Annotated in this window: 12 protein-coding genes; 4 read left to right on the top strand and 8 right to left on the bottom strand. The window is 42.5% G+C overall.

Annotated elements, in window-relative coordinates:
• The first annotated feature begins 170 nt into the window (after window positions 1-170).
• Window positions 171-1,958, top strand: a complete 1,788-nt coding sequence (locus NPUN_RS25075; RefSeq protein ID WP_012411259.1) for an ABC transporter substrate-binding protein — start codon at window positions 171-173, stop codon at window positions 1,956-1,958.
• 329 nt (window positions 1,959-2,287) lie between these two features.
• Complete coding sequence (locus tag NPUN_RS25070; RefSeq protein ID WP_012411258.1) at window positions 2,288-3,571, top strand: aspartate aminotransferase family protein; 1,284 nt, start codon at window positions 2,288-2,290, stop codon at window positions 3,569-3,571.
• Between the two features lie 155 nt (window positions 3,572-3,726).
• Here NPUN_RS25070 and NPUN_RS25065 read toward each other — a convergent pair whose 3' ends face one another.
• The 5 genes from NPUN_RS25065 to NPUN_RS25045 all read right to left on the bottom strand — a co-directional run bounded on the left by NPUN_RS25065 (window position 3,727) and on the right by NPUN_RS25045 (window position 8,207).
• Window positions 3,727-4,335, bottom strand: a complete 609-nt coding sequence (locus NPUN_RS25065) for a DUF4129 domain-containing protein (RefSeq protein WP_012411257.1) — start codon at window positions 4,333-4,335, stop codon at window positions 3,727-3,729.
• 122 nt (window positions 4,336-4,457) lie between these two features.
• The gene (locus tag NPUN_RS25060) at window positions 4,458-4,946 is read right to left on the bottom strand and encodes a DUF2243 domain-containing protein (RefSeq protein ID WP_012411256.1); all 489 of its coding nucleotides are present in this window, start codon (window positions 4,944-4,946) and stop codon (window positions 4,458-4,460) included.
• Window positions 4,947-5,083: 137 nt separating this feature from the next.
• Window positions 5,084-5,476 (bottom strand): Alr5209 family pentapeptide repeat protein, encoded by a 393-nt coding sequence (locus NPUN_RS25055; protein ID WP_012411255.1) that lies wholly within the window; start codon window positions 5,474-5,476, stop codon window positions 5,084-5,086.
• A gap of 596 nt (window positions 5,477-6,072) precedes the next feature.
• A complete protein-coding gene (locus tag NPUN_RS25050; protein ID WP_012411254.1) occupies window positions 6,073-6,510 on the bottom strand; it encodes an RrF2 family transcriptional regulator in 438 nt (145 codons plus the stop codon).
• 347 nt (window positions 6,511-6,857) lie between these two features.
• Window positions 6,858-8,207 carry a PAS domain-containing sensor histidine kinase gene (locus tag NPUN_RS25045; RefSeq protein WP_012411253.1) on the bottom strand — a complete coding sequence of 450 codons (1,350 nt, stop codon included), beginning with the start codon at window positions 8,205-8,207 and terminating at the stop codon, window positions 6,858-6,860.
• A 104-nt stretch (window positions 8,208-8,311) separates the two neighbouring features.
• Between NPUN_RS25045 and NPUN_RS25040 the strand changes: the two genes are divergently transcribed.
• Complete coding sequence (locus tag NPUN_RS25040) at window positions 8,312-8,491, top strand: hypothetical protein (RefSeq protein WP_041565605.1); 180 nt, start codon at window positions 8,312-8,314, stop codon at window positions 8,489-8,491.
• 32 nt (window positions 8,492-8,523) lie between these two features.
• Here the strand turns inward: NPUN_RS25040 and pgmB are convergent, their stop codons facing one another.
• Together pgmB and NPUN_RS25030 are read right to left on the bottom strand one after the other, a co-directional pair.
• Window positions 8,524-11,637: a beta-phosphoglucomutase gene (pgmB, locus tag NPUN_RS25035; RefSeq protein ID WP_012411252.1), complete on the bottom strand. Its 3,114-nt coding sequence runs from the start codon at window positions 11,635-11,637 to the stop codon at window positions 8,524-8,526.
• A 307-nt stretch (window positions 11,638-11,944) separates the two neighbouring features.
• Window positions 11,945-14,362, bottom strand: a complete 2,418-nt coding sequence (locus NPUN_RS25030) for a sucrose synthase (RefSeq protein WP_012411251.1) — start codon at window positions 14,360-14,362, stop codon at window positions 11,945-11,947.
• Window positions 14,363-14,934: 572 nt separating this feature from the next.
• Here NPUN_RS25030 and NPUN_RS25025 point away from each other — a divergent pair.
• Window positions 14,935-15,255, top strand: a complete 321-nt coding sequence (locus NPUN_RS25025; protein ID WP_012411250.1) for a HetP family heterocyst commitment protein — start codon at window positions 14,935-14,937, stop codon at window positions 15,253-15,255.
• A gap of 418 nt (window positions 15,256-15,673) precedes the next feature.
• Here the strand turns inward: NPUN_RS25025 and NPUN_RS25020 are convergent, their stop codons facing one another.
• Complete coding sequence (locus NPUN_RS25020; protein ID WP_012411249.1) at window positions 15,674-16,057, bottom strand: protein tyrosine phosphatase family protein; 384 nt, start codon at window positions 16,055-16,057, stop codon at window positions 15,674-15,676.
• Window positions 16,058-16,154 lie beyond the last annotated feature (97 nt).

Genomic DNA, 16,154 nt, shown 5'->3' with positions numbered 1-16,154 from the left:
ATTACCAAAAAAATGGTGCGTAGCGCCCACGGTAGGCGATACCTTCTCTATGAGAGGCTACGCCAACGGTGAGCTTCCCTAGGAGACGCTTCGTCTGCTGGCATTGTTGTAGTACTGTTCAATCACATACTGTACTGTGTAAAGAGTAGCTGCAAGGTAGATAAATAGAGATGATTGCTGCTATTGTTCGACCTTTGAATTTGGTAATTGGTTTGCTCTTATCTTGTTGTTTCTTGCTTACAAGCTGTCACCCGACACAGATGAAAAGCAAAGCATCTCAAGTAGCTCAATTAGTTCTAGTTTCGTTAAGCGATCCGACTACTTTTAACTATGCCATTAATGACTCTCCATACAGTATTTTTTCATTAATCTACAAAGGATTGGTCGATGAGAATGTTATGACTAACAATTTGGAGCCAGGACTAGCGGAATCTTGGTCAATATCTGCCGATCAAAAGCGAATTATTTTTACTTTAAAAACAGGGTTGAAATGGTCAGATGGTGAACCTCTCACGGCAGAGGATGTAGTCTTTACCTATCGAGATATTTATCTTAATAAAAAAATTCCTACTTTATATAGAGACTTTTTACGCATTGGCAACAAAGAAACTTTTCCGTCAGTGCAGAAACTAGATAATCTGCGAGTTGAGTTTACTTTTGTGGAACCTTTTGCCCCTTTTTTGAGATATGCCGAAAGATTAGCGATTTTGCCTGCTCATGCCTTGCGTGCTTCTGTATTATCCAATGATAGCAATGGTAATCCTCAGTTTCTTTCAATGTGGGGAACCAATACCGATCCACAAAAAATTGTCTGCAATGGTCCTTACAAAATAGAAAGCTATACTCCTGCTGAACGGGTAATTTTACGACGCAACTCCTACTACTGGCGCAAAGATATTCAAGGAAATCCTCAGCCTTATATTGAACGTATTGTCTGGCAAATTATTGCTTCTACAGAAAATCAGTTAGTAAGATTTCGTTCAGGTGAACTAGATACGTTGAATGTGACATCAGCAGTATTTGGGTTACTCAAGAAACATGAAAAGCGAGGAAAATACATTATTTACAATGGTGGACCAACTGCGGGTTTTAGCTTTGTGGGTTTCAACCTTAATCAAGCTAGTAATGCCAAGAGTAAGCCTTTTATCGACCCAATCAAATCTCGGTGGTTTAATAACTTAGCTTTTAGGCAAGCAGTTGCTTATGCCATTGACCGCAACCGAATTAAAACTAATATCTATCGCGGTTTAGGTGAAATACAACATTCGCCAATTGCGGTTCAAAGTCCTTATTACTTGTCTCCAGCAGCAGGGTTAAGAGTTTATGATTACAATCCCCAGAGAGCTAGGCAGATGTTGTTAGAGACCGGTTTTAGGTACAACTCCCAAAAAGAACTGTTAGACCAAGATGGAAATCGGGTGCAATTCAATCTCTTGGTGAAATCGGAAGATCAATCAAGAATCGATGCCGCAGTTCAAATCCAACAAGACCTCAGTCAAATTGGTATCAAAGCAGATATGCAGGTAGTCAGTTTTAACGTAATATTGCAAAAGCTACTCTCTCGTCGAGATTGGGATTGTTATGTCGGTGCGTTCGGTGTGCCCGGTGCAGATGTTGAACCTAATCTTCTATCTTTATTTTGGACTAGTCAAGGCTCATTTCATCAATTTAACCAAGGTGCGCTACCAGGAAAACCCCCGCTCCAAGGATGGGTCGTTTCTGAATGGGAGAGAGAAATTGACAGTCTTTTCGGGGCAGGATTTAAAGAACTAGACCAGAGCAAGCGCAAGGCGATTTATGGCAGATTCCAGCAAATCGTTGCTGAACAGTTGCCGATATTCTGCCTTGTGAATCCAATTTCGTTTCAAGCGGTGCGCGAACGTGTCAATCCCATCAAGTTTTCTGCTTTGGGGTCAACTTTTTGGAATATTGATGAACTAAAAATCACAGAGAAATAATTCTCAGCCGAGATTTCATAATATGTCCAAGCCTGACTCGTCAAATGTCAACCTGCGGTTTTGACGAGTCAGGCTTGAACATCAGCGAGAAAAATCTCTAGATTCTACCCAAGGCTTGCGATGCCTAGTTGGGCTGCATTTACTCAAATTGGCTGTCGCTCAGACTCTTGCTCAAGTATTAAAGCCCAAAGTTTTTTCACCACCGCCAAGGTTATATAAACGTTAGTCTAAGAAGAAGTGCGAATTGTGCTAAATAAAAAGTATTTTTTAGGGATTTCTAGGAAACTAGTAAATAACTATATAATGAAAAACTTTCAGGAGGAGCGGTAGTGAGCCTACAAACTCTCGTTGAACAAGCCACCATCCCCCCAGATTCAGGGTCTGTAGCATCTAGTCCCTTTGATGCAGATAGCTTTAATGAAGCTGTCATGTCTACCTATGGTCGGTTTCCTTTAGCCCTAGAACGGGGTGCTGGATGCCGGGTTTGGGATACACAGGGACGAGAATATCTGGACTTTGTAGCGGGAATTGCCACTTGTACTTTGGGGCACGCCCATCCAGTTATGGTAGAAGCGGTAACACGCCAAATCCAGAAGCTGCACCATGTCTCTAATTTGTACTACATTCCTGAGCAAGGTGAATTGGCAAAGTGGCTTGTTGAACATTCTTGTGCCGATCGCGTATTTTTCTGCAACTCTGGAGCTGAAGCTAACGAAGCTGCAATTAAACTGGCGCGGAAATATGCCCACACAGTATTAGACATTGAAAAACCCATTATTTTAACCGCCAATGCCAGTTTCCACGGACGGACTTTGGCGACAATTACCGCCACAGCACAACCGAAGTATCAAAAGTACTTCGATCCTTTAGTTCCGGGGTTCCACTACGTAAATTACAACGATATTAACGCTGTGGAAGTAGCGATTAGCGAGTTGGATGAAGGTGATTACCGGGTAGCAGCAATTCTGATTGAGCCATTGCAGGGAGAAGGCGGTGTGCGTCCGGGAGATGTTGCCTATTTCAAAAAGCTGCGGCAGATTTGCGATGAAACTGGCATTTTATTGATTTTTGATGAAGTGCAAGTTGGTATGGGGCGCAGTGGCAAATTATGGGCTTACGAACATCTTGGCGTTGAGCCGGATATCTTCACCAGTGCCAAAGGCTTAGGTGGTGGTATCCCCATCGGTGCAATGATGAGTAAGAAATTCTGCGATGTTTTTCAACCAGGGGAACACGCCAGCACTTTTGGCGGTAATCCTTTTGTGTGTGGTGTAGCACTCAGTGTTTGCCAGACATTGGAACGGGAAAATATTTTACAGAATGTGCAAGACAGGGGTGAACAGTTGCGATCTGGGTTGAGAGCGATCGCAGCGAAATATCCTCAACAGATTGGCGAAGTTCGGGGTTGGGGTTTAATCAACGGTTTGGAGTTGCGAGCCGATATCCAATTAACCGCAGCAGATATTGTCAATGCTGCCATTAACGAGGGTGTATTACTGGTACCAGCCGGGCCAAAAGTAGTCCGATTTGTGCCACCGCTAATTGTCACAGAGGCGGAAGTCAACACTGCCTTAGAAGCTGTAGACAAGGCGATGTCTAACGACAAGCCGTAGGGCGGCTACGCAACTCTCACAGCTTAGGTAGTCAAAAAGCGAGGATAAGTCTTTGTGCCTGTCTCTCGCTTTTCCTTACTTTTTTATTAATTTTCCTTAAAATTATTGTTTTTTTAGCTATCTATGATTCTAGTATCCTTAACCCCACGTTCTCTTCATTCTGGGGAAATTTCCCGATAAGCTTGCCGACACTGTTCATAATTGTCTGGCAAAATCTCGGCATTACCAAAACATAATTGTTCGTGAGTGGTAATTAAAGTTTCGTAAGGCTGTATGGGAGTCACAGCCGATCGCAGCAATTGCAGATATTCTCCATCTGTACGACTGAGTTTGTGGGGTGCGATCGCTTTTTGATGCAACTGCTGCAACATCGCTAAATAAAGACAACGGCAAGCTTCACGGTAGTTACCCTGACGGTAAAATTGTTGCGATCGCTCCAACAAAAGTGCTATGGATGCCTCACTAGAGCGAGTTTTTGCACGAAAATCAGTCAGGTTGCCACTTCTATTCAGCCAAGAATATACATAAGGGCTGAATTCCCGCCATAATTGCCAACCCACCCAAACTACAAATAAGCCAATTACCAGCCAAAACAGAAATTTCAGCAACTCACCTAACCAAGGGCTAATAGACCATCCATTAGGCAATTCTGGTAAAGTTTTCTCAAAGCGGTAAAACTGGTATTCCCACCATTCTCCCGCTTGTTGTTGAAATTGGGAAAGCTGCCAACTCCAGCTAGTTTTTTCAAAAGTATCTGTAGGCATAGGGGGGAGGGGGGAGGGGGGAGTGGGGAGTGGAGAGTGGGGACAAGGGGGACAAAGGGGAATTATTGAACAAGTCTCTCTCTTGTCTCCCTTGTCTCTTCTTCATGCCCAATGCCCCATGACTAAGGACTAATTACTCTTGACTCCTTTTTTATCATTATCCAGCCGATAACAACAAGTAGCGCACCGAATGCAAGAAATCCTAGATCCCAAGCTAACTCATTTGGGCCTGGTTTCACATGATGAACACCGAGAATTTGGTGGTCAATTAAACCTTCAACCAAGTCGAACAAACCACTACCAATCAGTATTGATCCAATAAAGGTCTGTGATGACCAAGGAACATCATCGCGCCGTCCAGCACGCCATAGTAACACAAGTCCAGTCGCGGTGAATACCCAATCTAAGGTATGAAAGAACCCATCCCATACCATGTTCAAATCTATATTCGCTCTGTTTGTCAGAGGTCGAATGTTACTAAGCATGTGATGCCACTGGAGGATCTGATGCAGTAAAATTCCATCAATAAACCCTCCAAGACCCACACCAAGAAAAATTCCAGCAGTAATTAATGGTGCGCGTCGACTGATGGTTTCACGTTTTGCCTCCATTGTCAACCTCATAGATAGGCTTTTTCACCAAAATACAACTCTTTTGGCAAAAATATCTTCTATCTTGAGGCAAGTAGCCTCGTTGAAGAAGGAAGGAGAGCAATATTCCTCTCTTTTGAACTGGTTATATTGTTAAATTAATCTTCAAATTTTATTCGCATACCAGCTTTCACTGGGTCGAAATCTTGAGGAAAATGGGTGCTGCGATCGTAGTCTGCTTTTTCTAGCTTTGCTCCTTTGAGATCGGCTTGGCGGAGATTCGCTGACATCAACAATGCTCCCCTAAGATCGGCATCTCTTAGATTAGCTTGATGGAGATCGGCGAAACTCAGGTCGCTTCCCCTGAGATTAGCGCCACTTAAGTTAGCTTCACTCAAGTCAGCATAACTGAGATCAGATCCTTTCAAGTTAATGCCTTGCAAATCGGCATTACCCAGTTCTGCTTTACTAAAGTCCCGTTTTCCTGCTGCATAACTCTCTACAAGAGTAGCGGCAGTATTTATGGGCTGTTGAGAATTAACTTCAGGCATATAACAGCCTCACAGGTTGTCTGGTTATTACTGTTAATAAGGATTACATCATAAAAAACGTCTAACTAGACTAATTGAGATACCAAATTTTTCAAAACTATCTTGCTTGAGGCGTGGTTCAACTGACTAGTTACTCAAAATTTTCTTCTTTTGACTGTATTTTTTGTAAAAAATATTTTATATTATGACCGTCTGATTACTTACTAAACCCACAAAAAGCCATCTTACTGATAGCTATACTTTATCTCTACTTTCCTTGCTCTGTATAGAAATAGCTGAGTGGAGGCTCTGACTCTAGTGATACATTTAGCCAGAGCCTCAATGAATACATTTCCATACGGTGTATGGGAACGAGCAAAGCCTCATTAAGCTAGATTTTTATGACTTGTGTAGGCACCGTAGGCTAAGGAAAGGGTGAAATGACTGTGGGAATTGTAACTAATTACCCAGACTTGATATCATACTAAGAATTTTCTACTTACTTACTTGAAATTACTGCAAATCTACATATAACATCTAGATTTGCTAAATATGGCCAAAGCGGAAATGACTATCAATTCAAGATAAAGGATGAAAATTTTCCCACTTCACCCTTTCTAAATGTAATACATGAGTTCCTTCTGCTTTCTTAGCGATCTTCGTTCACAAAGGTCTTGGAGTGTATATTTTTCCAAAACGGAGTTAGCAGCCTGACGTGCTTCCTGCCAGACTTCTTGAATTAGCTCACCTTCTACGGTGTTGGGAGTCGGCTCAGAATCAGATACAACAATATCTGACCCCTCCATGCAGCTAAAAGCATCTAACACTGTAATCTTTCCAGGGTCTCGTGCCAAAACATAGCCACCTTTGGCTCCGCGTATACTCTTAATTAAACCTCCACGTCTTAATGTTGCCAGAAGTTGTTCCAAATAGCGGTTTGGTATATCTTGTAAGACCGCTATTTCTCGAATTTGCAGCGCTTCACCCTTAGGGTAGCAGGTTGCTAACTCTAACAGGGCTAGAAGTGCGTATTCTGATTTGTTAGAGATGACCACAGGCGTAATATTTGAAACTCACACTTAAATATACAAAGTCCTTGAGTTTGTTTCCCTAAGCTATTGTTAAGAAAAACTTTACAATCAACTAATTGTTGACCGGCTAACTTTACTTTAAAGACCTTTTAGTATAGAAGCAATTACTTTTTGTTTTTGATTCGATAAGTAAAAGTGATTGATTATTTGACGGTCTTCCTCAGTTGAAAGTGACGCAAAAACTTAGTATATCTAGCTTGAAACCCAATATTGTCAGTGGTTCTTGCAGCTTGTTAGCCTGAAATTGGGGGTCTACGCATCCATTGGAAGGTAAACCAATAAGAAATAAAAAGAAGCATTAGTGCAAGCCACTATATATGCAAATCTCTCGAAAATGGCAGGATGACTGTAAAGGTAGTTCCTGCATCGATCGCACTTTCGACAATAATCTCGCCGCCGTGTAAATCTACACCTTGCTTGACGATGGACATCCCTAATCCCATTCCTGGGATATTACCTGTATTACTGGCGCGATGGAAGGGTTCAAATATGTGTTCGATGTCAGCAGGAGGAATGCCAATACCAGAGTCTTGAGTCTGGAATATAGCTCGTTCGTTGGCAGTGGTTACAGAAAACTTAACTGTGCTACCAATGGGAGAGTATTTTAGACAATTCGAGAATAAATTAGTCAAGATTTGTCGCAGTAGTTTAGCGTCTAGGTTAGCTGAGGGACATTGGCACTCACTGCTAAAAACGATCGCATGTTGGGAGCGATCGCTCTGTTCTAATTCTTCTAATAGATCGCGGCAAAATTCCACCAAATTTAGGGGTGTTGGATTAAACTCTAACTTGCCTGTTTCATCCTGATTCAGCACCAATAAATCATTCAGCAACTGAGTTATATGCATAACAGATGTTTGAATGCGACGTAGGTGAATCTGTTGGCGCTCGTCGCTCCATAGATGGCGATAATGTTCTAGTAGTTCTGCCGAAGAGTGGATGGTAGTCAAAGGGTTACGAAATTCATGAGAGGCGGTGGTGAGCAACCGAGATTTAAGTTCACTAAACTCTCTTTCTTTGGCAAGCGCTTGTCGCATCGCCTCTTCTGCCCATTGCAGCTTGGCTTGAAGACGCTTGCTTTCGCTAATATCGCGCACTAGCCAACGCAGACCAACTAAGTTACCTTGTTGATTACGGATAGCAGCCACCTTCATCGCAGCAATAATGGGTGTTTTGTTACGTGGCCGCAGATTTACTTCCCACTCTTGCATTTTCCAATCTGGAGTTTCGGCGCGATCGCTCAGATGAGTCAGTTTCAAATGAAAAGCAATCAGTTCTTTCTCCAGCACAAAAATTCCTAAAGCTTTGCCCAACAGGAAATTCTTTGAGATGTTCAACATATTCTGGGCGGCAGAATTAGCTTCTTGAATTACTCCTCTTGGATCAGTTACCAAATAGGCATCTGGTACTTCCTCAAACAATTCTTGGTAGCGTTGACCTTGTGCTATTAAGGACTGTTGAGCGTTAAATAATTCTTCATTCTGTTGCTGTAAGTCTTCATTAACTATTTGCATTTCTTCCAAAGCTAGGTAGAGTTCCTTGAATACATCTGTGATGACTTCAATATCTTCCTGTGCTTTTTGCTGTTCACTCTGGCGTTGCAAAAGGGCGACGCGCTTACGCATAAGCTGTATCTGTAAGGCTAAATCGTCCAAATTCACGCTCTTACTCCTAATTTGGATCTCTAAAGTTGAGTTTTATTTTAAATTCCCTACTTGGACGATCTTAGCTTTTGCTGTTCAACAGTTATTAGAGATATCCAAAAATGAAATCGAAAAACTCAACCCCTAACACCCTTTTCGACGGCAAGAAGGCGGAAATTCAAAGTCTCTCTGCTTTTAGGAAAGATTTTCCAGATACCGTGAAAAGTCAGATCCATAAACCTTGTAGAGACGCAGCATTGCTACGTCTCTACATTCTTTTAGTTATCAGTTTCATCGCTTGAGTTTAATTTTGATGCCATTGGTTTCATAAATTTTATTTGGAAGTCCCTGAATGTTTTTGTCTAGCAATGTCACTCAATTTGGCTCTTAAATCTGCCCATTTGATACCTTCTAGGCTGGGTAAGACAACATGAGCGGCTCCAACTCGTTCAACCGGGCCAAGCCCTACTGCCCACATCCCAGCAGCTAGAGCCGCCTCAATGCCTGCTGCGGCATCTTCTACAACTATAGATTGCGCTGGTTCAAGTCCTAGCTGCTTGGCTGAGTACAAAAATAGATCGGGTGCTGGTTTGGGTTGCTGTACACTATAACCGTCTGCGATCGCATCTACTTTATCAGCAATGCCCAATCGCTTGATTACTGTACGGGCATTTTTGCTGGCTGAACCAATGCCGATTTTAATCCCAGCTTGTCGCAGTTCATCCAAAAAGGCGATCGCACCTGGCAACAAATCCTTGGATGTCATATTTTGAATCAATTCCATATAGTAGCTATTCTTCCGCTCCATCATCTCTTGGATTTGTGCTTCCGTATATGGTCTATCACCAACAATCAGCATCAGGGAAGCACGACGAGATACACCCCGCAGCGCTTCGTTATCCTGGCTATTAAACGGTATACCCTCTTCATCTGCTAACTTCTTCCAAGCTAGATAATGAAGTTCTGCTGTATCTGTCAGCACACCATCTAAATCGAAAATGAATCCTTGGATGTTGGGGGACTGGGGATTCGGGATTGGGGAAGATGAGACAGATAAAGAAGAATAACTCTTGCCTTCTGCCGACGCTCGCGGACTCGCTAACGCTTCGCTATCCTGCCTCCTTTCTCCTGCCCCCTGCCCCCCTTCTGAGCGCAGTCGAAGTATGCCCCCTGCCTCATTTGAGGGGGGATTTGGAGATAGGGAAAGTTGGAGATATTCTAGTTGACGAGTTATATCTTGGCGGACTGGCCCTTTGCGGAGATCGAAGTCGTGCCATTTATCGCCCCAATGCAGTTTAAACTTCAGGCGCGTCCAGCCATCAGGCAGATGGGGATTGGCTACTGGGCCATTTTCGGTGATTTGGATACCACCGAATCCAAAAATTACAGCTTGCCAAATGCCACCAGCACTAGCACCATGAATTCCATCGCTGGTGTTACCTCGGTTATCTTCAAGATCCACCATTAATGCGTGCAGAAACACTTCGTAAGCTTCGATTGATTTGCCCAAATCGGAAGCTAAGATGGCGTGAACTGCTGGGCCAAGGGAAGAACCATAAGTAATATCGGTACGGGGTGCGTAGTAATCCCAGTTTGCCTGCAATGCTTTTTCGCTGTAGGGAAAATCTGCTGATTCTCGCATTAAATAAAGAAGCATCAATATATCTGGTTGTTTGATTACTTGGTATTTGTTAATTTTCTCAACACCCAAGATCGGTTGCATAGAGCGATCGCGTGGTTCGTAGTCTGCTAAATTTATATCTTCTAATTGGAAAAACCCCTCGCACTGCTCGATGAGTTCTGTTGATGGGTCGTAGAGAAACAATATTTTGTTGATAATATCTTGCCAGTGCGATCTATCTTGGACGGTGAGTTGTAGTTTTTCTTCTAATTCTCTGGCTTGTTCGGGAAATTTTTGAACCAGCCAATTATAGACTGCGATCGCTTTCTCTAAATGCCATTGCGCCATCCGGTTTGTAAAGGCGTTGTTGTGAACGAGTTCATGGTATTCATCCACTCCAATCACGCCCCGAATTTCATACTGTTGGCGCTCAGGATTGAATTCTACCCGACTCGCCCAGAAGATAGCGGTATCTAAGATGATCTCTGCGCCACACTTTTGCATCCACTCATCATCACCAGTGGTTTGCCAGTAATTCCAAGCGGCGTAGGGAATATCTGCATTGATATGAATTTCGCGATCGCGGCACCAAATCCGCACGTCTTCACCATAAAAATCATTTCCGAGCGCCCAACGTGGTGTTACTTCATCTCCAGTATCAGCACTTTCCCAAGCAAACATTGCCCCTTTATAGCCGTAATGGGCCGCTTTGCGTCTAGCTCCTGGTAAGGTGTGCCAACGGTAAGTAAGTAAGTTTCGGGCGATCGCTGGCTGGGTAAATATAAATAGGGGCAACATAAAAATTTCTGTATCCCAAAATATATGACCGCGATAGCCAAATCCCGAAAGGGTTTTAGCAGGAATGCTCACCCGATCATCATGGCGTGCGCCAGCAATCAGCAGTTGAAACACATTGTAGCGAACAGCAAAAGCAGCTGTGCTATCCCCCTCAATCAGGATGTCACTTTGCTGCCAAACCTTATCCCATGCCTGCTGATTGGCTTTTTGTAGTGTTACGTAGTCTGGGAGGTGTGCAAGTTTTTCTTGAGCGGCTGAGACTGGGGTATCAATCTCCCGCGAGGTAAAAACTGTCACTAATTTTTCTACTGTTACGACCTGTTGCGCCTTAGCTAAGAAGGTAGTGCTTAAGGTTGGATAACCAGGTGCAGTATTGACTTGCAAAGATGCTTCAGCGCCTAATATTGTCACCTTAGCTCCCATCCCAAGTTCAATTCGGGAGTGGCGGGTGCGGCGTTGCAACCAGATTCCTTGGTCAGTTTTGCCCTGATCTAGTCCTTCCCAGTGATTGAAACCCTGATTTTCTGGATAGCCGTTGATACTAGCTTGAACTTCGATTAACCCATCAAAATCTATTGGCGTTAAATGGCAGCGTAATGCCAACACGTGCGGATCTGCAAGACTGGCAAAGCGTTCAAAGCTGATGTCTATGGTGTTTCCACTAGGAGAACGCCAACGCAAAGCCCGGATGACTAATCCCTGACGGAGATCGAGTTGACGATCGTAGCTCAATATCTCACCTTGATCGAGACGGAAGCGATCGCCATTCACAATTACTATCAAGGGTAGCCAGTCAGGGCAATTTACCAGTTCCGTGTACACCACCGGCACATCGTCGTAGACACCGTTGATAAAAGTAGCTGGTAATGAATGAGGATACCCTTCCTCAAAACTACCTCTTGTTCCCAAGTATCCATTGCCGATTGTAAAGACGGTTTCTTTTGATTGCAATTGGTCAGGATCAAACTGGGTTTCGATTAATATCCAGTCTGTGTAAATAAAATGGCGAGAACGGTCTTTTGTTTGCATAAAGTGGGTAGTAGGGAATGGGGAACTTGTACTGAGCGCAGTCGTAAAGCCTGCGGCATAGCTACGCTTAGGGCGTAGCCTCTCGTTAGAGAAGTATGGGGAATGGGGAATTGGGAAATTTGATTTAGAGGTGGATTAACGGAGTTCAAAGGTGGATTAACGGAGTTCAAAGGTGGATTAACGGAGTTCAGAGGTGGATTAACGGAGTTCAAAGGTGGATGAATAAGTCTTTGAGCCTAATGCTTCAAGTTCTAACACCTCCTGATCGACTCAAAATCCCCATCCAGTAACAATTACGAATTACGAATTACGAATTAGCCCCCATGTGCTTTTCTAAAATCTTTTCGGCTCTAGGTTTATAAATGAGATGGAATAATGTTTCCATATAGCGATCTCTGGCTTCATTATTTTCTGGCGCAACAAAGTTCCAAAAAGTAAACATTTTTGCAAGTAGTAGTAATTGATTACTATATAAATGCCAATTGTATCGGTTATGAACTCGCTGACTCATCCATTCTGAGACTTCCTGCCAATGTTCAGGATGAGTATTGCATTTTTCAAAAAAATCTAAAATTTTCTTTGCTGTTTCTACCAAATCTGTAGGATTAACATTAAATTCTTCCTCTTGGTTTTCGATAATTTCTAAAGAACCACCAAATTGAGTTGCGAAAGTTGGCAAGCCAGAAATCATTGCTTCCAAAATGCTCCGCCCAAAGGATTCAAAGCGGGCAAAGTGGACAGAAATTCCCTGACAATCTGCAACTACTCGGTAGGCTTCGCCAAGGCTGCTGCTAGGAATACGCATCCCCAGCCAGCGAATCTTACTATGGAGATGATATCGATCAATAATATTGTGGAGTTTTTGGATTTCTTCTGCTTCTTCTGGGTTTGTAGCTTCATCAGGATGCAGTTTACTACTCAAGAGGATCAAGTTGCAATGCTCTTGCAACCTCTGACTTTGACCAAAGCACTCAGCTAATCCCGCAAGATTTTTGATGGAACTGATGGAACTAACGGAAAAGATTGGTCGCTTATTAGGGCGATCTAAATGACCCAATATTTGGGGATCTTCGCGGCTGAATAGTAGGTTGTGAATTTCTGTACAAAGGTTAGAATCTCGGTTTTCTTTTTGGCTATAGGGAAAGAAAATACTTTCATTTACTCCCGGTGGTACTAAGTTGAATTTGGGACTAAACAAATCAATCCCATCAACTACGTGATACAACTGCGGCATAGTAAAGCATTTATACGATTCGTATTGACCTATGGTGTCTGGTGTGCCGACAATTTCTTGATAGGAGGATGTAATGATGAAGTCGGCTGCATTCATGCTAATTAAATCAGCAGTGAATTGTGCTGAAAAGTGGTATTGATTTTCTAAATCTTGCCAATATAAATTACTAAATAGATATTTAGGCTTTTCTAAAGAATGGGCAATATTGCACTGGGTAACTTTCATCCGGCGAGATAAAAGAGAAGCCACTAAGTTACCGTCGCTGTAATTGCCAACAAGAAGATTAGGTTTACCTTTGAATTGAGTTAATAATTCTTTTTCTGCATCGATAGCAAATTGTTCTAAATAAGGCCAAATCTCAAATTTAGAAATCCAATTGTTAGTAATTTCTGGATTGAATTCACCAAAAGGAACGCGCAATATCCAAGCATTTTCAGTATCTTGGACTTTTTCTAGAGGCAGGTAGCAAAATGTCCCTTCACAGTTAGGGATTAGTCGGGTGAGAATAATTACATGGGGTTTGATACCTAGCTGGTCTAGTCCAGCGAGTTTGATTTGTTCGCGCAGTTCGTTTTCTAAGCTGCGAGCTTGTTCGAGGACATAAATAACTTGACTAAGTGTTTCATCTCTTCCGACAACATCTTCCTGTCCAACCCAACCGTGGATGGAAATGAGGACGACACGAAAAACGGCGGGGACGCGGGCGACAAATGCTTCTAATATGCCCGGTTCTGGAGAATAAATGAGTCGGTCGAGGAGTTCTAGGGTTTCGGAGACTCGCGCCGCAGTGTTACCCCAACCTGGCTCAAAGCCGAGTTCTTGGAGGTCTAAGGAGAATTTTTCGTAAGGTTCATGAGGCGATCGCTCATTCACCAATTTGAGCGCTAGCTTAATTTGTTTGGCTAAATGAATACCAGAGGGAATGCGATCGCTCAACAGCAGGCGAATCCCATCGTGTTGTAGCCCCTGTAATGCTTGAAACAACATTTCTACCCAATATTCAGGGTCAGTCAACAATTGATTGCACAGGTAACGGTTAAGGTAGGCTAAACCTTGACCAATATTTCTCGGGTCGTCGATTCTTGGAGAATCCTCGTAAAAAGGGTGAAGGTCGATTTCGAGGATACCGGGTTGGTAGCGGTTGACTAAGCGATCTCTTACATCTAACAGCGCTTGTTGCGTCATCTGCTCGAAGCTATCCAAATTGGCTGTCAATCGCCAAACTTCCTGGTTAGCAATCTTGGGCCGAATCACGAACCAGGTACTTTCCTCTTCGATAATTATTTCGTGAGTGTACTGTATCAGTTTGCCAATCGAAGAAGAGTGATAAAAATAGGCTGGCTTTTGGGATTCATGACAGTAATCGGCAAAAGCTTGTAAAATCTCATTTCTTAGTAAGTAACGCTTACCTGAAGCACTCAACGTATAAATCAACTGATGTAGAGCAGTTTTTTCATCACCGTTGAAGACAGCTTGAACTAGTTCATACATGATGACGAATTCCAAAACTTTAGCTAGTCGACGACCTCATTCTTTTCTCCAGTCTCCGGTTCCGTGAGGTACATTTCCCACCTAATAGTAGGTAACTATGAAGACCACGCGCGTCTAGCTAGGGGATGAAACCTTGCAAGGGCTCCAAATCTATGGGATGAGGGAGTTAGTCATTTGTCATTTGTAAGCAGAGAAGAATTTTTTGTTTGATTCCATACCCAATGCCCAATTAAAAAAACTGTCAATTTGGCTGGAGTAACAGCAAAGACAGATTATTCTATGTATAGTAGTTAGTTCTCAATCAGGCATAAAACACTATTCTCGGTCAAGCAATACAGCCAAATTTGAGCGATCGCTAGTAGAACATTACTCCATAAATTAAGTTAAATCCAGCAAGTTTTAGCATAATCAAACCCAATGTAAGCAGATTAAAGGCTGGTAAAATAGTGACTGCTAAAATTATCATCCGTCGTCGTTGTATTGCAGACATACTACTCAGCCCAATTCAAGCAACAGCTTATGGTGGCATAAACTGATACACCTCGATTTAGATAAGTTACATCAGGTTAGCTATGAACTACCACATTTCTTCTTCTGGGAAAAATTTTCACAACGCCATTAGTCCAGAACAATTAGAGCAAGTTATGGAAGCCATTAGTGATGGTCGATATTCCTGGGCTTGTGTACTAATTTTGCGTTTCGTTGGTTACAATCCACTCCACTTCATTCCCCAAAGAACTTACAGCCGTTTAATTAAAGACAATAGCCAGGTTTCAAATTCGTCTATATCTACAAAAAATCAGAGTCAAGCAAATATCAAATCTTCTGTAAATAGCTCTAGTGGTCAAGCTTCTTCTCGGGTTTTAAATATGCTGAAAAATTTAAATTATTGAGGAAGAATCCAGAATTCAGGAATTATAGCGGTTATCAGTTGAGTGCAATATAGACCTAACCCCCAGCCCCTTCCCTATAAGGCTACGGTGTACACACAATTCTGAAATAGCTGATTAACCAGGGTTTTACCCCACCCTAGCCCTCCCCTTTCCAAGCGATGCCCTGAGCTTGTCGAAGGGGGGGATTGAGGGGGGTAATTTGACTTGTGTGTACACCGTAGCTCCTAAAACGAGAGAGGAATGGAAGCGAGGTCAAACTATATTGCTTCCATTCGAGAACCCTATAGGAATCAAGAGAGTAGAGAATTCCGATCCATCACTGATAGCGTAGCGCTAGCGATGTGAGGGTTTTTGCACCAAATTAATTATTAATTCTTAATCCTAAATTCTTTATATTAAAAATGAATTTAATTTATAGTTATATCAAGCCTAAAGTAATAACTTTTTGTAGGGCTTTTTCAAAAGTTATGCCCTGTTTGATAGCGATATACAACAATACTATTGCGGCGGAACGAATTGAATTATCACAATGTATCAGAGTCGGTTTGGGTAATTCAACAATGGTTTGATATATCTGGAGCATACTTTGATGATTAATGTCTTCAGTTTTGGTTGGGAAGTTAACGTAGTACAATCCCAAAAACTCAGTCTTCTCCTGTTCGTCAGCCAACAAGCCTGTTTCATCGGGTAAACGTAAGTTTAGTACAGACTTATAACCCTCATCAGCTATTTGTTTTAGCTGGTCTGGTGTAATTTGTCCAGCGATCGCTAACTGATCGTTAATCTTCCTAACAATATTCATTAGCTACATTTATCCCATTTTATCAATGTTGGCCACCCTCTAAATTTAAGAAAACAATTTGAGGAACTTGTGAGGGATTGGACATTGGGAATTAATT

Origin of the sequence: Nostoc punctiforme PCC 73102, from assembly GCF_000020025.1 — a bacterium.
Taxonomy (GTDB): domain Bacteria; phylum Cyanobacteriota; class Cyanobacteriia; order Cyanobacteriales; family Nostocaceae; genus Nostoc; species Nostoc punctiforme.
This window is presented reverse-complemented; position numbering and strand designations above follow the sequence as displayed.